The sequence below is a fragment of the Candidatus Pelagibacter sp. HIMB1709 genome (assembly GCF_052047635.1).
Taxonomy (GTDB): Bacteria; Pseudomonadota; Alphaproteobacteria; order Pelagibacterales; family Pelagibacteraceae; genus Pelagibacter.
Genome location: NZ_JBNAJW010000001.1, coordinates 614,295 through 637,453 on the forward strand (window position 1 = coordinate 614,295; position 23,159 = coordinate 637,453).

Sequence of the window (23,159 nt, forward strand, 5' to 3'; positions counted from 1 at the left end):
ATTAAGACTATGGAAATTAATATAAATTGTGATTTAGGTGAAAAATCAAAACACCATTCAAATAAATATGATCCAGATTTACTTGATATAGTAAATTCTGCTAACGTTGCATGTGGATTCCATGCTGGTGATGAAGAATCTATGAACCAAGTAGTTCAAATATCAAAAAAAAACGGTGTAAGCATTGGTGCTCATCCATCATTTAATGATCCAGAAAACTTTGGAAGACAAAGAATGAACCTTGCGCCTGAAGAGGTTAGAAAATTAATTATTGATCAATATGAAATTTTACAAAAGATTGCTCAAGATCATGGAGAAAATGTTACTCATATAAAACCACATGGAGCATTAAACAATATGGCGTGTGAGGATATTGATTTAGCAACTACATTAGCAAAAGCGATCAATGAAATAAGTAAAGATTTAATTTATTTAGTTCCTACTGGTTCTAAAATGGAACAAGCAGCTAAAAAATTAGATATGAAAATTGCCTGTGAAATTTTTGCAGATAGAACTTATGAAGATGATGGAAATTTAGTTTCTAGAAAGAAACCACATGCATTAATTACTGACCCTGAAGAAGCTAAAAAACATGTGTTAAGCATGGTAAAAAACCAGGCACTGAATTGTTACAGTGGAAAGCAAATACCTTGTGAAATCGATTCCGTGTGCATACATGGAGATAATGAAAGTTCACTTGCTACAGCAAGATCAATTAGAGAAAATTTAATTGAAAATGGGCTTAACTTAAAACCTTTAAATAAAATGGAGAAATTTTCAAAATGATAAAGCATATATTAATTACATTTTTTTTAATTTTAATAACAACAAATTCTTTTTCTGCAGGATCTGACAACTCAAAACCAAAAAAAGTAAAATCAAATTATGATAAAGCAGTTGAAGCAGTTAAGTGGGCTAAGAAATATGAAAAAAAAGGTAAACTAGAAAAAGCTAAACAGAGATATCAAAAAGCTCAAAAGCTTCTTCTTAAATCAAATAAAAAAAAACCTCTTCAAGCAGATACATTAAATTATCTTGGTTTTACGACTAGAAAGCTTGGAGATTACGAGAATGGAGAAAAATATTATCTTTTAGGTTTAGAAATTGATCCATATCATAAAGGTATTAACGAATACCTTGGTGAACTTTATGTTGTTACAAATAGAATGGATTTAGCCAAAGAAAGACTTAAAGTGTTAGAAACTTGTAACTGTGAAGAATATAACGAGTTAAAAGAAATAATAGAAGGAACAAAGAAATCTAAATACTAATTTAATGCTAGATATTCAAGATCCATTAGAAGCAAGAAAAGTTATAAGAGAAAATAACTACAAAGAACAAACTGCTGGTGCTGCTAACAAGTATGTTCAAGGAAATCTTTGTATCTTGCCAAGTAAATATGCAATGGACTTTGCTTCTTTCTGTCAAAAAAATCCAAAACCTTGTCCATTAATTGGATTTGGTACAAAAGGAGATCCTTCATTAAAAGATCTTGGTGATATTGATATTAGAACTGATGTTCCTCAATATAGAGTATGGGAAAAAGGAAAATTAATTGATGAACCATATGATATTAAAAAATATTGGAATGAAGATTTAACAACTTTTGTTCTTGGATGCTCAATGTCTTTTGAACTGCCTTTGCTGGAGGCTGGAATTCCAATTCAGCATATAGAAAACAATACTATTGTTCCAATGTATAAGACTTCAATAGATTGTGAACCTGCGGGGCAGTTTTCAGGAAAACTAGTTGTGTCTATGAGACCATTAAATTCAAAGGATACGATTAGATCAATTCAAATTAGCTCTAGATTTCCTGCTGTACATGGTGCACCTATACATGTTGGTAATCCTGATGAAATTGGAATTAAAGATATAATGAAACCTGAATATGGTGATCCACCTAAAGCAATAAAGAACAATGAAATTCCTGTATTTTGGGCATGTGGAGTTACTCCTCAATCAGTTTTGGAGAATTCAAAGCCTGATTTTTGTATTACTCATAGTCCAGGTAAAATGCTTATTACTGATAAATTAAATAACGATCTTGCTGCTTTTTAATTAATTTCCTAAAAAAACTTTAGTAACTTTTTCATTATCAATTAAATCCTCTGATTTGCCATCGATAACTAATCTTCCACTTTCTAAAACGTATCCTCTATCAGCCATACTTAATGCCAATCTTACATTTTGTTCTACAAATAAAATTGAAATTCCTTCAGCTACAATGTTTTTAAAAATTTTTATAAGATCTTTCATAACCATTGGCGATAAACCTAAAAAAGGTTCATCAACCATTAAAAGTTTTGGTAATCCCATCATGCCTCTTGCAATAGCTAACATTTGTTGCTCACCGCCAGACATTGTTTTTGCTAACTGATCTGATCTAGTTTCTAACTTTGGAAAGATTTTATAAACCTTACTCAATGAATTTGACAATTCTTCTTTTGCTTTTGGGTGCCAAGCACCCAACAAAAGATTTTGTTTAACTGTAAGATGAGGAAATACTCTTCTTCTTTCAAGCACATGTGAAATTCCTAATTCAGTTCTTCTATGAGTTGGAATATTTGAAATTAAGGTTTTATCAAAAGTGATAGATCCTTTTTTATGCTCAACTAAATTACTTATAGTATTTAAAACTGTACTTTTTCCAGATCCATTCGGTCCTAAAAGTGCAACCATTTCAGCTTTATTAACATTAATTGAAACATCCCAGATGACCTGAAAATCATCATACAAAACATCAATATTTTTTACATCAAGCAGCATCAAATGTTCCTAAGTAAGCATCAATAACTTGTCTATTGTTTTGAATATCCTTTGGTTCTCCAAACGCAATTCGTTTTCCCTGATCTAAAGCCAATACATTATCAGAAATCTCCATTATAATATTAATGTTATGTTCAATTGTAATAATCGTTACTCCTGTCTTTTTTAATTTTTTAACAAGTTCTACAAGTCCAGGAATAGTTTTTTGATCTACACCTCCAGTTACTTCATCCATCAAAAGAAGCTTAGGATCAATAGCCATTGCTCTAGCCATCTCTAATCTTTTCCTTTGTCCAGTTGATAGTTCTTTTGCAAAGTGATGTCTTTTCTCAATCAAATCTACAAAATCAATAATTTCTAATGCTCTATCTCTTGCTCTTTTAATATCTTTCTCTTTTACAAATGCTCCAATCATGACATTTTCAAGCAATGTTTGATCTGCAAATGGTTTTAGTTTTTGAAAGGTTCTCCCTACTCCAAGGTTACTAATTTTATCAGGACTAATTCCAAATATATCTTTGTCAAAAAATTTAACTTTTCCAGTGTCAGGTTTTGTAAAACCAGTTATCAAATCAAATAAAGTAGATTTACCTGCACCATTAGGTCCAATCACTCCTAATATTGAACCCTCTTCAACGTCAAAAGAAATATCTCTATTTGCATGAATACCGCCAAAAGATTTGCTTAGATTTTCAACTGTTAATATTTTCATCGTTGTTTCTTTCTTTCTAAAATATCTTTTGGGACAAATGAAATAAGACCGTTTGGCCTAAAAATACAAATAATCATTAAAATTAATCCATAAAAAATTAAATCAATAGCACCGCCTGTTCCTCCTAAGTAAATTCTAGAATATTCTGAAATTGGTATAAGAATTGCCGCTCCAATAATTGGGCCCCAAACATTTCCAATTCCACCTAGCACTGTGATTAATAAAACTATAATTGATATCTCAATATTAAAAACTCTATCAGGATCGATAATTAGAATATATTGAGCAAACAAACTGCCCATGGGTGCCATGATCATTGCTGAAATAACATAAGCTATGATTTTATAATTAGAAACATTGATGCATAAACTTAAGGCTGCTTGTGGATCATCTCTAACTGCTCTCAACCTATAACCCAATTTAGATCTACTCAACAACCAAACTAAAAAGAAAGTTATTAAAAAAAATATTAAAAAGACATAATAATAAGGAACTTTGCTACTATGAAATTGTAATGCAGACCAAGAATCTTCTGGTGTCATAGTTACCCATAAACCTGATGCGGCTCCTACTAAGTCCCATCTTTGAAAAACTACTTGGAAACTTATCCCAATTAACAAAGTAGCAATAGCAAAATAGTGACCGCTTAATCTGAGCATTGGTATACCGATTAAGACAGCAAAAATTGCTGAAACAAACATACCAAAAAATATACTGATCCATGGTGTTATTCCGTATTCCATATAAAAAAATGAGGTTGCATAAGCACCGATTCCAAAAAATGCTCCATGACCTAAACTTATTTGACCAGAAAAACCTGCAATTACATTCCAAGATTGTGCCATCACTGCATGCATAAAAATCATAATAAATAAATGCAGATAAAACGAATTCATTCCAAACAATGGAAGTGTAAACAAAAGTATAATTAAGCCAACAATAATAGAAATTACTCTATTATTTGTATTCCAAATTGGTTCTGATTTTGCAATTAATAACTTACTATCCATCAATACCTGCCAAAAAGACCTTGAGGTTTATAAATCACAACCAAAAGATAAATTGCAAAAACATATAAAAGTTTAAATGATGGATCGATCAATAATCCACCTAGAGATTCTACAAGACCTATAATTATACCCGCATACAAACACCCAATGATACTTCCAAAACCTCCTAATGCTACTGCAACGAAAGCAAATAAAGCAAAATTTATACCAACATCTGTAAAAATAAAAAAATAATTAGCCATCATTCCACCAGCTACTCCTACACAACCAAGTCCAATCGCCCAACCTATTGCAAACATTTTATTTGATGGTATTCCTAGAATTTCTGCAGCATGTCTATCTTGTGCTGTTGCTTGAAGAGCTAATCCTGTTTCTGTCTTTGTTACAAACCAATACAAACCAAAAAAAGCAACTAAACAGACAAGACTTGCATAAAGTTGTGGTTGACCAATAAATACAGATCCAATCTCAATACGTCCTTCCAATAAAGGCTTATCAACATTTCTAAAGTCTGGAGTCCATAGTAATTGAGCAATTGATCTAATAAAAATAGATAATCCAAATGTTGCGCAAATTTGGATAAGCATTTTTGCTTTTAAGATGTATCTAATTAAAAAATAATGAGTAGCAATTCCACAAAATGCCAATAAAAGAATTGTTATTGGTATTGAAAACAATGGATCCAAACCAAACAAAGACCAAAGCCAAAATGACGAGAACATTGATAACATTAAATGCTCTCCGTGAGCAAAATTTACAATCTCCATCAAACCAAAAATTAAACTCAAACCTGCTGCGATTAATGCATAGATTAATCCCATCATTAAGCCTGTGACTATAGCTTGAATTATAATTTCAGAAGTCATTTGGTTTATTATTAAAGTATATATAAAGAATGTATATATTAAACAAATACTTCTTAAGCATTTATAAAATAAAAAACTAAATCATTGAATTGATCAATTGAATAGTATTAAATTAATTATTTAAAAATTAAACAAGAGGGAAAAAAATGAGAAAATTAATTCTTACAGTATTCACTTTTTTTTCATTAGTATCTGCGCCAGCGATTAGTTACGCAGAAGATGTAAAAATTGGAGTACTATATCCACTTACTGGACCTGTTGCTCAGGTTGGTAAAGATGCTGTAGCAGCAGTTAAGACTGCACTAGATATCATCAATAACAGCCACAACATTCCAGGTATGCCACTTGCAAAAGATGCAGGATTAAAAGGATTAGGTGGAGGTAAAATATCAATCGTTGTTGGAGATCATGGTGGGAAACCAGATATTGGTGTTGGTGAAACTGAAAAAATGTTAAATTCTGATAAAGTTCATGCAATGTTTGGAGCTTACTACTCGTCAGTAACTGGTGCTGCTAGTCAAGTTTCTGAGAGAGCAGGAATACCTTGGGTAAATGGTGAATCTACTTCTCCAAAATTAACAACAAGAGGATTTAAATACTTCTTTAGAGTTACTCCACATGATGGGGAGTTTACTCAGCTTATGTTTGAATTCATGAATGACTTTAACAAAAAGAATAGTAACAAGTTAAAGACTCTGGGTATTATTCATGAAGATACATTGTGGGGTTCTGATAGTGGTGGAACTCAAGACAAAATGGCTAAAGAACAAGGTTATGATGTTGTAGAAAAAATCAGCTACAAAGCTAAAACAACAACTTTAAGTTCTGAAGTACAAAGATTGAAAGCAAAAAATCCCGATGTTTTATTGCCTTCATCTTATACAGCTGATGCATATTTATTTTTAAATACTGCAAAAGAACTTGATTATAATCCTAAACTTTTAGTTGCTCAAAATGCTGGTTATACAGATCCTAAATTCATAGACACAATGGGAAGCAAAGCAGAAGGTGTAATTACAAGATCACCTTTCAATACTGACTTAGCAAAAACTATTCCTATGATTGGAACTGTGAATGATATCTTTAAGACACATTCTGGTGGAAGAGATTTATCAGATGTACCTGCAAGAGCATTTACAGGTTTTATGGCTTTGGCTAATGCAATTAACAATGCTGGATCAACAGATCCTGAGAAGATCAGACAAGCTCTAGTTAATCTAGATATGTCATCTGAGTCTTTAATTGTTCCTTACAGAGGAATTAAATTTGGTGCAGATGGTCAAAACGAGAAGACTAGAGGTATTTTAATGCAAGTTCAAAATGGAAAATACTGCACAGTATATCCATTTGAATTAGCAGCTTGTGAGTTAAAATATCCTATGCCTACTTGGTCTGAAAGATAATTTAATTGAAACACAATTATTAAGGCGGTCAAAGTTTTGACCGCCTTATTTTTATTCTTTTGATTGCAATCTTCTTAAATTAAAATAATAATTAAACATCTTGATTGAAGAGCTCATAATTCTAACTCAAATTATTTTTATTACTATTATCTTAACTGCAGATAATGCTGTGATAGTTGGTTCTATCGCCTCAAATTTTGTACCTAAAAATAGAAAACAAATAATCTTGTGGGGTGTAATTGGAGCATTTGTTTTTAAAATATTTTTTGCAATCTTTGCTACTTTTTTATTTGAGTTTTATTTTATAAAAATTTTAGGTGGGTTATTATTGGTATGGATAGTTAATGATTTAAGAAAAGATCTAGTTGATATCAAGAATATAAAACCTTCAGTTAAAAAAATAAAACAACCATCATACATAAATAGTATAGGTAAAGTATTATTTGCTGATCTGATGATCAGTTTTGATAACGTAATTGGAGTTGTTGCTGCTGCTCAAGGGTATTTTGGTTATATGATTTTTGGGCTTGTCTTATCAGTCGTTCTTACTGGAGCATTAGCCACTTACATGGCTAATTATATTCAAAAACATATCTGGATAGCATACATTGGTTTAATATTTATTTTAGTTGTTGGTCTACAATTAATTATAGGTGGTTTGGTAGATCTTGAGATATTAAATATTAATGAACAATTTAAAAAATACTTTTAATTAAAAGAGTATTTTTTTGAGGGGAATTTTCTTGTTTTAACCTCATTTGCATATTTAGAAACTGCTTTTGATATATCCCTCTTAATATTCAAATATTTCTTAACAAATCTAAATTTGATTGGATTTAAACCTATTAAATCATCGAATACCAAAATCTGACCATCACAATTATTAGATGCGCCTATCCCAATTGTTGGAACACTAACACTTTTAGTTACTTGTTTTGCTAATGATGTTTGAACACACTCTAAAACCATACAAAATGAACCAGCTTCTTCAACTAACTTTGCGTCTTTCATAATATTTTCTTTTTCACTTTGTTTCTTACCTTTAAATTTAAATGTTTTATCTGACTGTGGTAAAACTCCTATATGACCCATTACAGGTATATTATTTTTTACTAAAGTTTTAATAATGGTTATAATTTTCTCTCCACCCTCTAATTTAACCCCATCACATTTAGTTTTTTTCATTATTAATTTTGCGTTTTTCAATGCCTCTTTAGGATTGCGATAAGTGTTATGAGGCATATCAACAATCATTAAACTTTTTTTGATGCCCATACGAACACTCTTGGAATGTTCAATCATTGTATTCAAAGTTACTTCTCTAGTAGACTTGTAATTATATAAAACTGATCCAAGTGAATCCCCTACTAAAATTAGATCACAATAATTATCTAAAACTGAAGCAATATTTTTAGAATAGGCGGTTAAGGTTACTAATTTAGTTTTATTTTTTTTCTTAATAAAATCTAAAATCTTTTTATTCATCGACTTACCAAGAGCCGGTATTTTCCATCGAAGCCCAAGGCTCTTTAGGCTCTAAGTTTCCTTCCTGTAGTATTTCTATTGAAATTTTATCAGGTGATCTAACAAATGCCATATGACCATCTCTTGGTGGTCTATTTATAGTGTAACCCATGTCCATTAATCTTTGGCATGTTTCATAAATATTATCTACTCTATATGCAAGATGACCAAAATTTCTAGAACCTTCCCCTAGCTCATCTCCATCCCAATTATAAGTTAACTCAATTTCTGCCTTTTCATCATTAGGGGCTGCAAGAAAAATTAAAGTGAATCTTCCTTTTTCATTCTCCATTCTTCTTGTTTCTTTTAGGCCAAGACCTTCGCAAAAGAATCTTAATGACTCATCTACGTCTTTAATTCTGATCATTGTATGTAAATATTTCATAAGATGTTTTTATAATTAAAATTACTCTAATTCAATAGTACTTGGGGGCTTAGAGGTAATATCATAAACCACTCTATTAATTCCTCTTATGCTATTAACAATTTTGTTAGAGATAGTTTGCATAAATGATTTTTTAAATTCATAAAAATCAGCAGTCATTCCATCTTCAGAGGTAATTGCTCTTAATAAGCATAGATATTCATATGTTCGGTTATCACCCATAACTCCAACTGTTTTTACTGGAAGTAATGCTGCATAAGCTTGCCAAATCTTGTGGTAAAGACCATAATCTCTTAAAGCTTGAATAAAATAATGATCAGCTTCTTTTAAAATTTTTATTTTTTCATTAGTAATAATACCTGGCATTCTGATTGCTAAACCAGGACCAGGAAATGGATGTCTTGAAATTATTTCATGACTCAAATTTAATTCTAAACCTAATTTTCTAACTTCATCTTTAAATAAAAATTTTAATGGCTCTACTAGCTTTAAATTCATTTTTTTTGGCAAACCACCTACATTATGATGTGATTTTATTTTAGAAGTTTGACTTCCAGTAACAGACTTACTTTCAATTAAATCTGGATACAAAGTACCTTGTGCCAAAAATTTTACATTTTTTATTTTCTTCGCATACCTTTCAAAAATTTTAATGAATAGATTTCCTATTATTTTTCTTTTTTTCTCTGGATCAGATACATTTTTTAATTTACTTAAAAATTCCTTCTCAGCATTCACATAGATTAAGTTCATTTTTAATCGTTTTTTAAAAGTTTGAACGACCTGAACTTCCTCATTTTTTCGTAACAATCCAGTGTTTACAAAAATACAATATAATTTTTTACCTATTGCTTTATTCAATAACTGAGCAACCACGCTACTGTCCACTCCCCCAGATAAAGCACAAATTACTTTATTATCTCCAACTTGATCTCTGACATCTTTGATTAATTTTCTCTTTTGATCTTTTGAGGACCAATTTTTCTTAATTTTACAAATAATAAAAATAAAATTACTAATCAGTTTTTTTCCATTTTCTGTATGAGTTACCTCTGGATGAAACTGGACACCATAATAATTTTTGATTTTATCTTCTACAATAGCAAATTTTGAATTTGAGCTTGATGCAATTACTTTAAAATTTTTTGGTAATTTGGATACTTGATCTGCATGACTCATCCAAACTACTTTAGATTTTTTTGCACCAAAAAAATTATTTGTTAAGAGGCTATTATTTTTTTTAATTACTTTTGCTAATCCAAATTCACGATGTTTTGATTGCTTAACTCTACCCCCATTAAGTTTAGATAATATTTGATGTCCAAAACAAATTCCAAGAACTGGTATATTTAAATCTAAAATCTTCTTATCAAATGAATACTTGTTGATTTGATAAACATTTAGAGGACCTCCTGATAAAATTATACCTTTTACACTGTTGTCAATTTGATTAAGTTTAATTTTTTTATGACTTACAATATCTGAGAAAACACCCAGTTCTCTTATTCTTCTAGCTATTAATTGAGTAAATTGTGAACCAAAATCTACAATTAAGATTTTGTTAAGGTTATTATCAAGACTCATTACTTGGTTCTAGATTTTTTAAAGACTCTAAAATTTCATTATTTTCATCACATAATGACTTACATACTTGAACAAATGTATCAGACAATTCTTTAACTTTATCATAATTAGATTTTTCTAATGCAATTTTCATTAGCATTAAAATTGCATCTTCATTTTGAGGATCAATTAATAAAGTGGTTTCTAAATTATATTCCTCTTTTCTTTTATCTTCTTCGTGATTATAAATTTTTGCTAAGTACAAATATGAATTTGCATCCTTTGGATTAAACACGATATTTCGCTCAAATAGAAATCTCGCATCCTCATATTTTTCTTTTTCATACAATTTAATTGCTTCATTAAAAAAATTTTCTTTTGAAAATAAATTTGATTGAAATGAAACAAATAAAACAACCAGTGAAATCAATTTCAAAATTTTATTCATTAATATTTACTGTCATTTTTGATTACATCTACATTATGAACCATACTTTCGTAAAATCCAGCTTTAGTAATTTTAACAAATTGTGGTTTATTTCTCAATTTTACAATTTCTTTTGAACCAAGATAACCCATGGATGATTTAAGACCACCAATTAATTTAAATATAATACTGCTAACATCTCCTTTGTATTTAACAAAACCTTCGACTCCTTCTGGAACATATTTTGATGTATCTTTTTGCTTTGTTTGAAAATACCTATCTGCTGAACCTTTGTTCATAGCGCCTACTGATCCCATCCCTCTAAAACTTTTAAATAATTTTCCATTTTTCTTGATTAGTTTACCAGGTGTTTCATCAGTACCTGCAAATAATGAACCTATCATTACAGCATCTGCACCTGCTGCAAAAGCTTTTGCCAAATCACCAGAATATTTTATACCGCCATCAGAAATTATTTTTACATTTTTATTTTTAAGACCATTCCTTACAGATAAAATTGCACTTAATTGAGGAACACCTATTCCTGCTACTAACCTTGTTGTGCAAATTGATCCTGGTCCAATCCCAACTTTAATAATATCAACCCCTAATTTAATCAAAAATTTTGCTGCTTCTGGTGTTGCAATATTTCCGGCACATAATGCAATATTTTTATTTTTAATTTTTTTTATATATTTAACTATTTCTCCTACTTTTTTTGTATGACCATGAGCAGTATCTACTACAATTAAATCAACACCTTCTCTAAGTATTGCTTTTGCTCTATCGAATTCGGCAATTGATGCTCCAACTGCTGCACCAACTAATAATTTATATTTTTTTACTTTTTTAATTTCTAAGATTTGTTTTTTGATATCTAAATTTCTGTGAATGACCCCTATTCCTCCAGCTTTACCAATTGCTATAGCCATATTGCTTTCTGTAACAGTATCCATAGCAGATGATAAAAGTGGAATTTTAAGCTTTAAATTTGTTGTTAAATTTACTGATGTATTTACTTCAGATGGTAATATTTCTGAATACTTAGGAGCTAAAGTAACATCATCAAAGGTAAGTGCTTCTTTTATAGGAACCATGATCTTTTATATACGATTCCTTTTAATTTTAAAGTCTCTATCTAAGTTTTTTACAGATTATAAAACTTTCTTTAGAATCTTTTCTACTCGATTTAGGTTTAAAAACCTTAACTTCTTTAAAATATTTTTTACCTTCTGCGACTATTTCGTTGAAAGTTCCACCCATAAAGATTTTAGAAATAAAATAACCATTTTCATTCAACAAATCTTTAGCAAAAACCATTGCTTCTTTACAAAGTTCGCCTGTTTGAATTGAGTCTATATTTTTAATACCAGTTGTATCAATAGCCATGTCCGACATAATCACATCTGCTTTGCCATTCAGACTTTTTGTGACTTCATCTTGTACATTTGCTTCAGTAAAATCTCCTTGAATTTGAACACTATTTCCAATTGGTTCCATTTTTTTAAGATCTATAGATATTAATTTTCCACTTTTAGCAGTCTTAATAGCGTATTGAGACCAACTCCCAGGTGCTGCTCCGATATCAACTACAGACAAACCTCCCTTAAAAATTTTAAATTTTTCATCTATTTCCATTAGCTTATAAGCTGATCTTGCCCTGTATCCATCAACCTTTGATTGCCTAACATAGATATCTCTACGTTGTTTATTTACCCAATTTTTAGAAATTTTATTTTTTTTCAATTTTTATTAAATCTTAACTTCATCTCAATTTCATCTCCATCAACAGTTTTAACTTTGGAAATAAAATTTTTATTATTCCTTATTTGATCGTTATTTTTTCCAGCAAAGTGAACTATTCCTATTTGATGATTTGGAAGATAAGGTTCCACTAAAGTATTTTTATTTTTATCAAATTTTAATGCCTCAATTAATGTCCAATTACAATAAGCTGGTAAAATTTCAACATCAAGCTCATCGTTATAGATTGTAATATTCATGGCTATTTGTTCTGATCCCCAAATTTTACCTGATTTAAGAGCAGTTTTTAAATTTTTTTGCCAAATATTCCAATGAGGAGCTTCGGCCTCTAACGCAAATGCTCCAATATTTAAGTGTGGTTTTAAAGCAACTTTTCTTGCAATTTTTTCTGAAAATCCAGAGGACTTTGCATGTTTGTAGTTTTGAGATTTTATTCTAGCAAAACTTCCAAAAAACCATTCCGCTCTCAACACTCTTCCGTAAGCTCTATCGGCTGTTGTTGATATTGATAGTTTTTTATTTTCACAACCTTTAAAATAAAGTTCAATAGCTTCCCATGAATTTACCCAAGCGTCTGCATCGATCCATAAATATTTTTTATAATTTGGAAAATACTTTGGGAGAAAAGCTCTAGAGACTTGACTTTTTAGCCATTCTTTTCCTTTAATTTTAAAATCAGGAACTTCAATATCCCATTCAGCAGATTTAATTTCATCGACCTTTTTTGATAGGATTCTCTTTTGATCCTCAGTTAATCCAGCATCTAAAATACAAATTGCTGTTTTTTCACTCTCTTTAAAGATTTTTATGGATTCTACCAATTCATCTAACAATTCAAAATAGTTTGAGTCAGCTAGGGAGATTATTACATTTTCTTTCATTACAAGATATCTTCGAGATCATCTTGTTCATTTTTAAAATTATGATCCTCATACTGTTTTTTTAATTTTTGATAATGAAAAAAACTTATAGGAAGAACTCCTAAGTAAATAATTGCACTGATAGAAATTACATTAAATGGATAGATCAAAAGTAATCCAAAAAATAAAACAATTCCAAATAATAAAAAAATAGTCGTACTTCTTTGAATAACTATTTTTTTAAATGAATAACTCGGAAATTTACTTATCAAAAGTAAGGAAGTTATAATAAAAAATATAGGCACAATAATATTATAATTAATCTGAATTATTTCAAAACTTGTCATGCTAAAAATCAGTGGCGTCAAAACAAGAACTCCTCCTGCAGGAGAAGGAACACCTTCAAAAAAATTATCTCTCCACGATGGCTCTTGTCCTGTGTTTACGTTAAAACGTGCTAATCTAAGTGCTACACAAATGACATAAATTAAACATATTAACCAACCTAGTCTCCCTAGTTCATTCAATTTCCAAAAATACATTATAAATGCTGGAGCAACTCCAAAACTTATCATATCAGTTAATGAATCGAGTTCTTTTCCAACTTTTGAAGTTCCTTTAATTAATCTTGCAATTCTTCCATCCAAACCATCAATAACAGCTGCAATAATTATAGCTATAATAGCAAATTCATATCTTCCATCTAAAGCAAATCTAATTGAGGTTAACCCTATACATACTCCTATTAGTGTAAGCATATTAGGAAGTATTACTCTTGCAGATTTTTTTTCTGGTACAATTTTAAAATTGTTTTTTGGTGGTTGCATAACTATCTTTTAGCTAGAAGAGTCTCCCCTGATATTGCTGTTTGACCAATTTTCACTAATGGCTCGTAATTTTCATAGTAAACATCAGCTCGACTTCCAAACCTAATCATACCAATTCTATCGCCTTGATTAAGTGTTTGATCTTTATTTGTCTCACATACAATTCTTCTTGCAACCAGACCTGCTATTTGAACTATTACAATGTCATTCCCATGATTATCTTTTAATTTGTAATAATTTCTTTCATTATCTTCACTTGCTTTATCTAAAGACGCGTTTAAAAATTTTCCTGGTTTATACAAAATGTCCTCAACCTTCCCTGAACAAGGTGTTCTGTTTACATGACAATCAAAAACATTCATAAAAATGCTAATCTTTTTAAATTTTTTATTTTCTAAATTTAATTCTTTTGGCCCCTCAACCTCTTCAACTTTGATAACTTCACCATCTGCAGGGCTTACAAGATAATTATCATCACCAATGACTGTTCTCTCAGGATCTCTAAAAAAATAATAAACCCAAACAGTTAACAATAATCCAATTAATCCTAAAAAATTATTAATGATTAAAAAAATTATAGTTATGAATGCAGCTATAACTATAAACTTGTACCCTTCGGTATGAATTTTTGGAAATATCTTGCTAAACATAATCTTCTATTTGCTAATTTTTGATTAATATGTATATAAAAACTTCAAATTCAATTAATAAGATATTTTTTTTTAATGAGTAAAATCAAGGTAAATAATCAAGTAGTCGAGCTTGATGGTGATGAAATGACTCGTATTATATGGGAGTTTATTAAAAACAAACTAATTCTTCCATATCTAGATCTAGGTATTGAATACTACGATTTAGGAATGAAAAGCAGAGATAATACTGATGATCAAATCACGATAGACTCTGCAAATGCAATTAAAAAAATTGGTGTAGGAATAAAATGTGCAACAATTACTCCTGATGAAGCAAGAGTAGAAGAATTTGATCTAAAAAAAATGTGGAGATCTCCAAATGGTACAATCAGAAATATTATTGGAGGCACAGTATTTAGAGAACCAATTATTTGTAAAAATATACCAAAACTAGTTCCTTCTTGGACTGATCCTGTCATCATTGGAAGACATGCTTTTGGTGATCAGTATAGAGCAACTGATTTTAAAGTACCTGGAAAAGGAAAAATGGAAGTTAAATGGACTTCAGAGGATGGAAAAGATGAAATCAAATATGAAGTGTTTAATTTCACAGGTCCAGGAGTAGCATTATCAATGTATAATTTAGATAAATCTATAGAAGACTTTGCAAGATCTTGTTTTAGCTATGGCCTTATTAAAAAATGGCCAGTGTACATGTCGACAAAAAATACAATTTTAAAACAATACGATGGTAGATTTAAAGACATTTTCCAAGAAGTTTTTGATAAGGAATATAAGCAAGAATTCGAAAAACATAATTTAACTTACGAGCACAGATTAATTGATGACATGGTTGCATGTGCAATGAAGTGGAGTGGAAAATACATTTGGGCATGTAAAAATTATGATGGAGATGTTCAATCAGACACTATGGCTCAAGGTTATGGATCATTAGGTTTAATGACAAGTACACTGTTAACTCCTGATGGAAAAGTAATGGAGGCAGAGGCTGCTCATGGAACAGTAACTCGACATTATAGAATGCATCAAAAAGGAAAAGAAACTTCAACTAACCCTATTGCATCAATCTTTGCTTGGACTAGAGGATTAGCGCATAGAGGAAAATTAGATAACAACCAAGAATTAATTAATTTTGCTCAAACTTTAGAAGCTGTGTGCATTGAATGTGTTGAAAATGGTTCTATGACAAAAGATTTGGCAATCCTAGTTGGTCCAAACAGTAAGTTTTTAACTACTAATCAGTTTTTAGACGAAATTGATGGTAATTTGAAAAAAAAATTAAACTAAACTTTTAATTTTTTCAAAAGCTTCTTCAATTTTAGATTGATCTTGTCCTCCAGCTTGGGCAAAGTCTTTTCTTCCTCCACCACCTTTACCACCAATAATTTCAGATCCAACTTTAACAAATTTAACTGCATCATATTTACTAATCATACTATCTGTGACACCTACGGCAATTCCAACTTTGTCATCCTTACTAGCAAAGACGACCACAATACCTTCATTTAATTCTTTTTTTCCTTTATCGACAAGTTTTCTTAATTCTTTTGGTGGAAGACCATCAATTTTTTGAAGTCTTAACTTAACTCCATTGATCTCTTCATCTTTGATAATGTTTTTTGAGGTATCTTGTAAAATTAAATTAACTGATAAAGTTTCTAATTGTTTAGTTAAGTTTTTTATTAAAGTTTTTTGTTCAGATTGATCTAGAGTTGGTTTTCCACCTAAATTAATAATTTGCTGACTTAGATCTTTAATAGTTTCCTCATCTTTTTCTGCAGAAATATTTGATAACTTTTCTTTATTTTTTAAATAATCCTCTAATTGCTTATCTCTTAAAGCCTCAATTCTTCTAACTCCTGCTGCAATAGATGACTGGCTGATAATTTTAAATTTACCGATGTCACCAGTATTTTTAACGTGCGTTCCTCCACATAATTCTGTTGAGAAATATTTACCGTCCTCATCTCCCATCGATAAAACTCTCACTTCATCTCCATATTTTTCACCAAATAAAGCTAAAGCCCCATTTTCTACAGCTTCACCAGGTGTCATTAATCTTGTTTTTACCTCAGATTTCTTTGAAACCATGCTGTTAACAAACTCTTCTATTTTATCAATCTCCTCATTCTGAATAGGCTTCATGTGACTAAAATCAAATCTCAATCTACTTGGTTCAACTAAAGAGCCTTTTTGGGTTACATGATCACCAAGCACTCTTCTTAATGATTCATGTAGAAGATGAGTTGCTGAGTGATAAGCTCTAGTATTGTCTCTTCTCTCTACATTAATTTTTAATTCAACACTATCTTGTAATTTTACAGATCCACTTACTACTTTTCCATAATGAACAAATAAATCACCTAATTTTTTTTGAACGTCAGTTACCTCAAATTTAAAATCATTTGATACAATTTCACCAGTATCTCCTACCTGTCCCCCAGATTCTCCATAAAAAGGTGTTTGATTAACAATAATCATACCTTCATCATTTTCATTTAGTTGATCAACTTCTTTGTTGTCTTTAAGTAAAGACAAGACAACACCTTCTGCTTGATTAGTTTCGTAACCTAAAAATTCTGTTGCTTCTAATTTGTCTTTAATTCCAAACCAAACATCTTCTACAGCAGCATCCCCAGAACCTTTCCAATTTTTCTTGGCAAGTTCTCTACTTTCTTTCATCAATGATTGAAACTTTTCAGTATCAATTGACATTGATTTATTTTTTAGAATATCTTCTGTAAGATCTAAAGGAAAACCATAAGTGTCATATAATTTAAATGCAACTTCACCAGGCAACACTTTATCTATTTTGGATATTTCATCATTTAAAATTTTTATTCCTCTATCAAGAAGAACCAAAAATTTCTCTTCTTCCATTTTTAAAGTTTCTTTAATTAAAGATTCTGCTCTAATTAACTCTGGATAATTTCCAGACATTTCATCTTTAAGAGTATCAAATAAATTATAAAAAACTGGTTCTTTAGATCCAAGTAAATGAGAATGTCTCATCCCTCTTCTCATAATTCTTCTAAGAACATATCCTCTTCCCTCATTCGAAGGTAGAACTCCTTCAGCAATTAAAAATGAACTAGCTCGCAAGTGATCTGCTATTACTCTAAAACTTGAAAGATTTGTTTTATCTGATTTTACTTTTACAATTTCAGAGGCAGCATTAATAATTTTTTTAAAATGATCAGTTTCATAATTATCATGTGTGCCTTGTAATAAAGCAGCTATTCGCTCCAGACCCATACCGGTATCAACGGAAGGTTTTGGAAGATTTATTCTCTTATCTTTTGTAACTTGCTCAAACTGCATGAAAACTAAGTTCCAAATTTCAATAAACCTATCTCCATCCTCATCTTTTGTTCCGGGCAAACCCCCAAATAAATGATCACCGTGATCAAAAAAGATTTCAGAACAAGGTCCGCATGGCCCTGTCTCACCCATTGACCAAAAATTATCTGAGGTTGCTATTTTTATTATTCTATCATCACTAAAACCTGCTATTTTCTTCCAAAAATTGAAGGCTTCATCATCTTCATGAAATACTGTTACATATAGTCTGTTTTTATCTATTCCAAAGTCTTTTGTTATTAAATTCCAAGCATAATGAATTGCTTGCTCTTTAAAGTAATCACCAAATGAAAAGTTTCCTAACATTTCAAAGAAAGTATGGTGACGAGGAGTGTAACCAACATTTTCTAAATCATTATGTTTACCTCCGGCTCTTACACATTTTTGTGAAGTTGTAGCTCTTACATAATCTCGTTTTTCTAATCCAGTAAATACATTCTTAAATTGAACCATCCCAGAATTTGCAAACATCAAAGTTGGATCATTATTTGGAACCAAATTACTAGACTCCACAATTTTATGATCATTACCTTCAAAATACTTTAAGAAAGTATTTCGTATTTCATTTAAAGATTTGTCTGCCATATTTTTAAAATACAGCTTTTTTATTCTATGTCTAGATACAGTAAGGGAAAAAAGGCGCTTAAATTAAGCGCCTTTTATTAATAAAGATGACCTATTAATTCTTTTTAGATGAAGGAGTAGCTTCAGCTTTTGCTTCTTCTTCTTTTTCAGCTACTTTCTTTTCTTTTTCTAATTTTTCAGGATCTATTGGGTTTCCTTCTATTTTTTTAGAAATCACACCAGCTTTTTCTCTAATTGCCATTTCAATTTCTGCAGCAACTTTAGGATTTTGAGCCAGATAGGTCTTAGCATTTTCTCTACCTTGACCAATCTTCTCACCTTTGTAAGCATACCATGCACCTGATTTTTCAATTATATCTGCTTTAGAACCAAGATCGACTAGTTCTCCCATCTTGCTAATTCCTCTTCCATACATCAAATCAAATTCAACTACTTTAAATGGTGGCGCTACTTTATTTTTAACTACTTTTACTCTTGTAGAGTTACCAATAATTTCATCTTTATCTTTGATAGCGCCTATTCTTCTAATATCCATTCTTACTGATGAATAAAATTTAAGTGCATTTCCACCTGATGTAGTTTCTGGACTTCCAAACATTACTCCAATTTTCATTCTAATTTGGTTAATGAAAATCATCATTGTATTTGTGTTTGAAATTGAACCTGTTAATTTTCTTAATGCCTGACTCATTAATCTTGATTGAAGACCAACATGATGATCTCCCATCTCGCCTTCGATTTCAGCTTTTGGCGTTAAAGCAGCAACAGAGTCGATAACAATAACAGAAATAGAGCCTGATTTTACTAGTGTATCAGCGATTTCTAATGCTTGTTCACCAGTATCTGGTTGTGAGATTAAAAGTTCTTCAGTATTTACACCTAATTTTTTTGCATAAACTGGATCTAAAGCATGTTCTGCATCTACGAATGCACAAATTCCACCAGCTTTTTGAGCTTCAGCAACAACTTGTAATGCTAATGTTGTTTTTCCAGATGACTCTGGTCCGTAAACTTCAATAATTCTTCCTTTTGGCAATCCACCTATACCTAAAGCTAAATCAAGACTTAAAGAACCTGTAGAAACAGACTCGATATCCATTGCTCTCTTTTCACCTAGCTTCATTACAGAGCCTTTTCCAAAGTTATCTGTAATTTGTGCTATTGCAGCATCTAATGCTTTATTTTTTTCTTTAACATCCATTTCTTGATCTTTAGTAGATTTAACTACTTTTAGGTTACTTTTCGTCATTTTTTGCCTCTTTTTTTGCGTTTTTTAACAGTCGAATCATGATTTAAATGTACACATTTTGTTCTCATTGGCAATATATTTATTAAAATAAGTAAAAAAGCTTTAATTAATTAAGGTTTAAGTAATCGCTATTTAGTAAGCCTACTGATTTTAAAACTCTATATTGAGATAATAAGTAACCTCTTTCAGCTTCGGCTAAATTAATCTTTGCATTGATTAAACTGGATCTTGATTGAAGAACATCAAAAGTGGATCTTCCAGAGCCACTTTCATACTCAAAACTAATTCCCTCAGTTGCAATTTCTGCAGCTTTAACTTGAGATTGGACTGCTTGTAAAAAACTTCGTGAAGATTGTAACGTTGACCATGCTGAAGTTACTGATTGAGTATTATTTCTTTGCGCATTTTCCAGTAATAACTTCTTCATTCCTTTTGCTTGTAAATTTTTACTAACTGTTGATCTATCTTTTCCTCCAAATTGAAAAGGCCAAGAAACTGTTGCTTGCAAAACATCTTTTTCTCTTTCATCATATGTTGAACTCAAATCTTCTGTATAAGTTCTTTCCAATGAAATTTTTGCAGTTGGTGAAAGATCAGATCTTGCAATTTTTACATCAAGCTCTGATTGTCCATATTCTATTTCAGCAATTGTAAGCTCAGGACTTTTTTGTAAAGATATTTTCTTAGCTTCATCTAAACTTGAAGGCATTGTTAGTTTAGTACTATAAATTTTTTGTAATTTTTCATCAGCAGAAATTACTCCAATAATATTTTCATAATTTAATTTACTAGTGACAATATTATTTTGAGCTTCAATATATCTTGCTTGAGCACCTGCAAGAGAAGATTGAGATTGAGCTAAGTCAGAAGCTGTAATTTGTCCTCTGCTTAATCTTGCATTATCTAATTCAAATTGTCTTTGAAGCAAATTTACATTTTCTTCATTAATACTTAATTTTTCATAAGCTAAAATTAATCCTGTATACGCTTCAATTGCCCTTAAAAATATTTCTTGTTCTTTTAGTACAAGTTTTGCTTCAGTTAAATCTAGACCTAATTTACTTTTCTCATACTCAGTTCTTCTTCCGCTACCATCTAACAAAGTTTGTTCAAGCTTTATAGAAGCTGATGCCGTATCAACATCAGTTATGGATGTATCAACACCTGCTTGAGTAGTAATTTCATTTGTTTGCTCAAAGTTTTTCTTACCAGTTAAAGTTAATGTTGGAAATAAATCACTTTTAGATATGTTGATTACTTCTCTTTGAATTTCTAAATTCTTTCTTTCTGCTTGAAGCTCTAAATTATTTTCGAAAGTTTGTTTTAGTGCATCCTTCAATGTAGCTGAAAAAACACTTAAAGGAAAAAGACCTACACAAACAGCTATTAATAAAATTTTTTTCATTGATTATATTTTATTGTCTTAATTTGATGATTGCTATTTAAATTCATTAAGATTGTAGAATATTTTGGAGTAAATTTAAACATGTTCTGCGTAATTCTTTGATAGGTTTGCATAAAATTAATCACATCTCCTTTGCTCATTATTTTGTGCCTAGATTTATTCTTAGTTTTTAGCCATAGTTTTTGCTCTTGTTTTAATCTCCATTTTTGGAGCAAACTGAAGTTTTTAGCTTTTAAGTAAATTAAACAATTTAACTGTGAGTATAATTTTTTATATTTGGTTTTGAGGTTCTGATTTACATATTTTCTCCATATGAGCTTTTGATCATTTGCTTTTTCGAGAGAATTAATTGGTTTTTTTAAAGTTTTATCAGCCTCTGCTTTTGCTCCTACGCACCAACCTTCAAATATAATCACATCAGGTCTTTGATTAATATTGTACCAATTTTTTTTAGGAAATCGATCGTCTATAGCTTTATTAAAATTAGGTATTTTAATTTTTTTAAAATTCTTGCTTTTAGATTTTTTAAAAAAATCTAACATCATATTAATATCATGAGTTCCAGGAACTCCTCTCGTCATTAATAATGGATGAATTGTTTTTGATAAATTATATCTTTCTCTTCTCGTTTTATAAAAGTCATCAATTGAAACTTTAAAAACATTCAATTTAAAATATTTTTCTAATACAATTTTTAAAATTGAACTTATTGTTGTTTTGCCAGTTCCTTGTCCACCAGCTAGACCTACAAAATAAGGTTTTTTCTTATCTGCTTTTTCTGCAATCCAAAAACATACTGGTATTAAAAAAGATTTTAACATCTTATCTTTATTGCTAAATTTTTCAGTTGAGGTTTCTTGTGATTTAATAAATTTTAGACAATCACTTTTAACTTTTTTAAGACACTCAGCAGTAGATTGCATTGAACTTTTATTTTTCTTGATCCATAGGATGGTTGAGACCATCAAATTGAGCTACATCTTTTAACTCTTCAACTTTTACTTCATCAACACAGCCTAAATTAAATCCTGTCATTGCAGGATTACTTCTTGGGTTGTGATGAGTATAAATTCCACACTCAGTGCAAAAATAGTGATTGGCGACTTTAGTATGATATTGATAAAGTTTTAATTTATCCTCTCCCTTAGTAACTTTAAAATCTTCATTTTTAACCATTCCCATAGTTGCATTTTTTCTTTTGCAAATAGAACAATTACATCTGACTATTTTTGCTAATTCATTCACTGTAGAATTAATTTCAGCTTCAACAGATCCGCAATGACAACTTAATTTCATATATCTCCCTAATTTATGTTAAAATACTTTTTGCTGCAATCTTATTCCCTTCTAAGTCACGAATATATGCATAATAATTTCCATCTTTCCTAACTCCTGGTGCTCCTTCATCAGTTGCTCCTTTTGAAATTGCAACTTCATAAAATTTTTCTACTGCATCTTTTGTATCCGCTAATAAAGTTATTTGTGTTCCATTGCCAAATGTTGCTGGCTCACCGTTTACAGGATGCGTTACATAAAATTGAACTTTTTCTAAATCACTTGAATGAGCGTAACCAAGGTATTTTTCTGTTTTCAAAACTCTCTTTAATTTTAAAGGCTCAAGCACTGCATCATAAAAATCACCTGATTTTTCATGATCATTAGAACCCACCATCACAAAATCTAAAATATTCATAGTCCAATTAAACTATCTCTGGTTGAAGTTATCCACAAGTCCACAATATGTGGATTGGATGTTCACGTTTTGATTCACTTTTGATTCAGTTACAGACTCAAAAT

25 protein-coding genes are annotated in these 23,159 nt (G+C 30.3%); 6 read left to right on the forward strand and 19 right to left on the reverse strand.

Translation table 11 applies throughout. The features are described from left to right. The first annotated feature begins 9 nt into the window (after positions 1-9). Genes ACTTAR_RS03410 through ACTTAR_RS03420 form a run of 3 tightly spaced genes read left to right on the forward strand, consistent with a single transcriptional unit; the run spans position 10 to position 2,061 of the window. Positions 10-786, forward strand: coding sequence for a 5-oxoprolinase subunit PxpA (locus ACTTAR_RS03410; protein ID WP_440697703.1), 777 nt, complete (start codon positions 10-12; stop codon positions 784-786). Then, positions 783-1,271 carry a tetratricopeptide repeat protein gene (locus ACTTAR_RS03415; protein WP_440697704.1) on the forward strand — a complete coding sequence of 163 codons (489 nt, stop codon included), beginning with the start codon at positions 783-785 and terminating at the stop codon, positions 1,269-1,271. Before ACTTAR_RS03410 ends, ACTTAR_RS03415 begins: the two co-directional genes overlap by 4 nt. Before the next feature lie 4 nt (positions 1,272-1,275). Then, on the forward strand, positions 1,276-2,061 hold the full coding sequence (locus ACTTAR_RS03420; protein ID WP_440697705.1) for a putative hydro-lyase: 786 nt from the start codon (positions 1,276-1,278) through the stop codon (positions 2,059-2,061). On the opposite strand, the gene ACTTAR_RS03425 is transcribed toward ACTTAR_RS03420, so the two are convergent. Genes ACTTAR_RS03425 through ACTTAR_RS03440 form a run of 4 tightly spaced genes read right to left on the reverse strand, consistent with a single transcriptional unit; the run spans position 2,062 to position 5,357 of the window. Continuing rightward, complete coding sequence (locus ACTTAR_RS03425; protein ID WP_440697706.1) at positions 2,062-2,769, reverse strand: ABC transporter ATP-binding protein; 708 nt, start codon at positions 2,767-2,769, stop codon at positions 2,062-2,064. Further along, positions 2,759-3,481 (reverse strand): ABC transporter ATP-binding protein, encoded by a 723-nt coding sequence (locus ACTTAR_RS03430; protein WP_440697707.1) that lies wholly within the window; start codon positions 3,479-3,481, stop codon positions 2,759-2,761. The genes ACTTAR_RS03425 and ACTTAR_RS03430 overlap by 11 nt, the downstream gene beginning before the upstream one ends. Further along, a complete protein-coding gene (locus ACTTAR_RS03435; RefSeq protein ID WP_440697708.1) occupies positions 3,478-4,491 on the reverse strand; it encodes a branched-chain amino acid ABC transporter permease in 1,014 nt (337 codons plus the stop codon). Before ACTTAR_RS03435 ends, ACTTAR_RS03430 begins: the two co-directional genes overlap by 4 nt. After that, complete coding sequence (locus ACTTAR_RS03440) at positions 4,491-5,357, reverse strand: branched-chain amino acid ABC transporter permease (RefSeq protein WP_440697709.1); 867 nt, start codon at positions 5,355-5,357, stop codon at positions 4,491-4,493. Before ACTTAR_RS03440 ends, ACTTAR_RS03435 begins: the two co-directional genes overlap by 1 nt. A gap of 146 nt (positions 5,358-5,503) precedes the next feature. Here ACTTAR_RS03440 and ACTTAR_RS03445 point away from each other — a divergent pair, with 146 nt between their 5' ends. Both ACTTAR_RS03445 and ACTTAR_RS03450 read left to right on the forward strand, forming a co-directional pair. Then, a complete protein-coding gene (locus tag ACTTAR_RS03445) occupies positions 5,504-6,760 on the forward strand; it encodes an ABC transporter substrate-binding protein (RefSeq protein ID WP_440697710.1) in 1,257 nt (418 codons plus the stop codon). Between the two features lie 100 nt (positions 6,761-6,860). Then, entirely contained in the window at positions 6,861-7,472 is a 612-nt protein-coding gene (locus ACTTAR_RS03450; protein ID WP_440697711.1) for a TerC family protein, read from the forward strand. Here ACTTAR_RS03450 and panB read toward each other — a convergent pair. Genes panB through ACTTAR_RS03495 form a run of 9 tightly spaced genes read right to left on the reverse strand, consistent with a single transcriptional unit; the run spans position 7,469 to position 14,760 of the window. Continuing rightward, positions 7,469-8,245 (reverse strand): 3-methyl-2-oxobutanoate hydroxymethyltransferase, encoded by a 777-nt coding sequence (gene panB / locus ACTTAR_RS03455; RefSeq protein ID WP_440697712.1) that lies wholly within the window; start codon positions 8,243-8,245, stop codon positions 7,469-7,471. The genes ACTTAR_RS03450 and panB overlap by 4 nt on opposite strands. Positions 8,246-8,249: 4 nt before the next feature. Beyond that, complete coding sequence (locus tag ACTTAR_RS03460) at positions 8,250-8,669, reverse strand: VOC family protein (RefSeq protein WP_428080744.1); 420 nt, start codon at positions 8,667-8,669, stop codon at positions 8,250-8,252. A gap of 21 nt (positions 8,670-8,690) precedes the next feature. Further along, positions 8,691-10,253 carry a glutamine-hydrolyzing GMP synthase gene (gene guaA / locus ACTTAR_RS03465; RefSeq protein WP_440697713.1) on the reverse strand — a complete coding sequence of 521 codons (1,563 nt, stop codon included), beginning with the start codon at positions 10,251-10,253 and terminating at the stop codon, positions 8,691-8,693. Next, positions 10,243-10,680, reverse strand: coding sequence for a tetratricopeptide repeat protein (locus ACTTAR_RS03470; protein WP_440697714.1), 438 nt, complete (start codon positions 10,678-10,680; stop codon positions 10,243-10,245). Before ACTTAR_RS03470 ends, guaA begins: the two co-directional genes overlap by 11 nt. Continuing rightward, positions 10,680-11,756 (reverse strand): IMP dehydrogenase, encoded by a 1,077-nt coding sequence (gene guaB / locus ACTTAR_RS03475; RefSeq protein WP_440697715.1) that lies wholly within the window; start codon positions 11,754-11,756, stop codon positions 10,680-10,682. Before guaB ends, ACTTAR_RS03470 begins: the two co-directional genes overlap by 1 nt. Positions 11,757-11,793: 37 nt before the next feature. Further along, positions 11,794-12,405: an RlmE family RNA methyltransferase gene (locus tag ACTTAR_RS03480; RefSeq protein WP_440697716.1), complete on the reverse strand. Its 612-nt coding sequence runs from the start codon at positions 12,403-12,405 to the stop codon at positions 11,794-11,796. Beyond that, complete coding sequence (locus tag ACTTAR_RS03485) at positions 12,402-13,304, reverse strand: glycosyltransferase (RefSeq protein ID WP_440697717.1); 903 nt, start codon at positions 13,302-13,304, stop codon at positions 12,402-12,404. Before ACTTAR_RS03485 ends, ACTTAR_RS03480 begins: the two co-directional genes overlap by 4 nt. After that, positions 13,304-14,110, reverse strand: a complete 807-nt coding sequence (pssA, locus tag ACTTAR_RS03490; protein ID WP_440697718.1) for a CDP-diacylglycerol--serine O-phosphatidyltransferase — start codon at positions 14,108-14,110, stop codon at positions 13,304-13,306. The genes ACTTAR_RS03485 and pssA overlap by 1 nt, the downstream gene beginning before the upstream one ends. 2 nt (positions 14,111-14,112) lie before the next feature. After that, a complete protein-coding gene (locus ACTTAR_RS03495) occupies positions 14,113-14,760 on the reverse strand; it encodes a phosphatidylserine decarboxylase (RefSeq protein WP_440697719.1) in 648 nt (215 codons plus the stop codon). Positions 14,761-14,835: 75 nt separating this feature from the next. On the opposite strand from ACTTAR_RS03495, the gene ACTTAR_RS03500 reads away from it, so the two are divergent. Further along, positions 14,836-16,050 (forward strand): NADP-dependent isocitrate dehydrogenase, encoded by a 1,215-nt coding sequence (locus tag ACTTAR_RS03500; protein WP_440697720.1) that lies wholly within the window; start codon positions 14,836-14,838, stop codon positions 16,048-16,050. Here ACTTAR_RS03500 and alaS read toward each other — a convergent pair. From alaS to ACTTAR_RS03530, 6 genes are all read right to left on the reverse strand, one after another. Continuing rightward, a complete protein-coding gene (gene alaS, locus ACTTAR_RS03505; protein WP_440697721.1) occupies positions 16,042-18,708 on the reverse strand; it encodes an alanine--tRNA ligase in 2,667 nt (888 codons plus the stop codon). The two genes, ACTTAR_RS03500 and alaS, sit on opposite strands and share 9 nt — an antisense overlap. A 94-nt stretch (positions 18,709-18,802) precedes the next feature. Beyond that, positions 18,803-19,957, reverse strand: coding sequence for a recombinase RecA (recA, locus tag ACTTAR_RS03510; RefSeq protein ID WP_440697722.1), 1,155 nt, complete (start codon positions 19,955-19,957; stop codon positions 18,803-18,805). 106 nt (positions 19,958-20,063) lie between these two features. Then, the gene (locus ACTTAR_RS03515; RefSeq protein WP_440697723.1) at positions 20,064-21,362 is read right to left on the reverse strand and encodes a TolC family protein; all 1,299 of its coding nucleotides are present in this window, start codon (positions 21,360-21,362) and stop codon (positions 20,064-20,066) included. Beyond that, positions 21,359-22,327, reverse strand: coding sequence for a uridine kinase (locus ACTTAR_RS03520; protein WP_440697724.1), 969 nt, complete (start codon positions 22,325-22,327; stop codon positions 21,359-21,361). The genes ACTTAR_RS03515 and ACTTAR_RS03520 overlap by 4 nt, the downstream gene beginning before the upstream one ends. After that, entirely contained in the window at positions 22,293-22,658 is a 366-nt protein-coding gene (locus ACTTAR_RS03525) for a GFA family protein (RefSeq protein ID WP_440697725.1), read from the reverse strand. Before ACTTAR_RS03525 ends, ACTTAR_RS03520 begins: the two co-directional genes overlap by 35 nt. A 13-nt stretch (positions 22,659-22,671) precedes the next feature. After that, positions 22,672-23,055 (reverse strand): VOC family protein, encoded by a 384-nt coding sequence (locus tag ACTTAR_RS03530; protein ID WP_440697726.1) that lies wholly within the window; start codon positions 23,053-23,055, stop codon positions 22,672-22,674. Positions 23,056-23,159: the final 104 nt, after the last annotated feature.

What these genes read in the sequence shown, in the direction of transcription:
- ACTTAR_RS03495 (WP_440697719.1), bottom strand. Translation starts at nt 14,760, where the DNA reads ATGTTTAGCAAGATATTTCCAAAAATTCATACCGAAGGGTACAAGTTT.
- ACTTAR_RS03485 (WP_440697717.1), bottom strand. Translation starts at nt 13,304, where the DNA reads ATGAAAGAAAATGTAATAATCTCCCTAGCTGACTCAAACTATTTTGAA.
- ACTTAR_RS03435 (WP_440697708.1), bottom strand. Translation starts at nt 4,491, where the DNA reads ATGGATAGTAAGTTATTAATTGCAAAATCAGAACCAATTTGGAATACA.
- ACTTAR_RS03520 (WP_440697724.1), bottom strand. Translation starts at nt 22,327, where the DNA reads ATGGTCTCAACCATCCTATGGATCAAGAAAAATAAAAGTTCAATGCAA.
- recA (WP_440697722.1), bottom strand. Translation starts at nt 19,957, where the DNA reads ATGACGAAAAGTAACCTAAAAGTAGTTAAATCTACTAAAGATCAAGAA.
- ACTTAR_RS03430 (WP_440697707.1), bottom strand. Translation starts at nt 3,481, where the DNA reads ATGAAAATATTAACAGTTGAAAATCTAAGCAAATCTTTTGGCGGTATT.
- guaA (WP_440697713.1), bottom strand. Translation starts at nt 10,253, where the DNA reads ATGAGTCTTGATAATAACCTTAACAAAATCTTAATTGTAGATTTTGGT.
- ACTTAR_RS03470 (WP_440697714.1), bottom strand. Translation starts at nt 10,680, where the DNA reads ATGAATAAAATTTTGAAATTGATTTCACTGGTTGTTTTATTTGTTTCA.
- ACTTAR_RS03460 (WP_428080744.1), bottom strand. Translation starts at nt 8,669, where the DNA reads ATGAAATATTTACATACAATGATCAGAATTAAAGACGTAGATGAGTCA.
- alaS (WP_440697721.1), bottom strand. Translation starts at nt 18,708, where the DNA reads ATGGCAGACAAATCTTTAAATGAAATACGAAATACTTTCTTAAAGTAT.
- ACTTAR_RS03420 (WP_440697705.1), top strand. Translation starts at nt 1,276, where the DNA reads ATGCTAGATATTCAAGATCCATTAGAAGCAAGAAAAGTTATAAGAGAA.
- pssA (WP_440697718.1), bottom strand. Translation starts at nt 14,110, where the DNA reads ATGCAACCACCAAAAAACAATTTTAAAATTGTACCAGAAAAAAAATCT.
- panB (WP_440697712.1), bottom strand. Translation starts at nt 8,245, where the DNA reads ATGAATAAAAAGATTTTAGATTTTATTAAGAAAAAAAATAAAACTAAA.
- guaB (WP_440697715.1), bottom strand. Translation starts at nt 11,756, where the DNA reads ATGGTTCCTATAAAAGAAGCACTTACCTTTGATGATGTTACTTTAGCT.
- ACTTAR_RS03525 (WP_440697725.1), bottom strand. Translation starts at nt 22,658, where the DNA reads ATGAAATTAAGTTGTCATTGCGGATCTGTTGAAGCTGAAATTAATTCT.
- ACTTAR_RS03410 (WP_440697703.1), top strand. Translation starts at nt 10, where the DNA reads ATGGAAATTAATATAAATTGTGATTTAGGTGAAAAATCAAAACACCAT.
- ACTTAR_RS03440 (WP_440697709.1), bottom strand. Translation starts at nt 5,357, where the DNA reads ATGACTTCTGAAATTATAATTCAAGCTATAGTCACAGGCTTAATGATG.
- ACTTAR_RS03515 (WP_440697723.1), bottom strand. Translation starts at nt 21,362, where the DNA reads ATGAAAAAAATTTTATTAATAGCTGTTTGTGTAGGTCTTTTTCCTTTA.
- ACTTAR_RS03415 (WP_440697704.1), top strand. Translation starts at nt 783, where the DNA reads ATGATAAAGCATATATTAATTACATTTTTTTTAATTTTAATAACAACA.
- ACTTAR_RS03530 (WP_440697726.1), bottom strand. Translation starts at nt 23,055, where the DNA reads ATGAATATTTTAGATTTTGTGATGGTGGGTTCTAATGATCATGAAAAA.
- ACTTAR_RS03425 (WP_440697706.1), bottom strand. Translation starts at nt 2,769, where the DNA reads ATGCTGCTTGATGTAAAAAATATTGATGTTTTGTATGATGATTTTCAG.
- ACTTAR_RS03445 (WP_440697710.1), top strand. Translation starts at nt 5,504, where the DNA reads ATGAGAAAATTAATTCTTACAGTATTCACTTTTTTTTCATTAGTATCT.
- ACTTAR_RS03500 (WP_440697720.1), top strand. Translation starts at nt 14,836, where the DNA reads ATGAGTAAAATCAAGGTAAATAATCAAGTAGTCGAGCTTGATGGTGAT.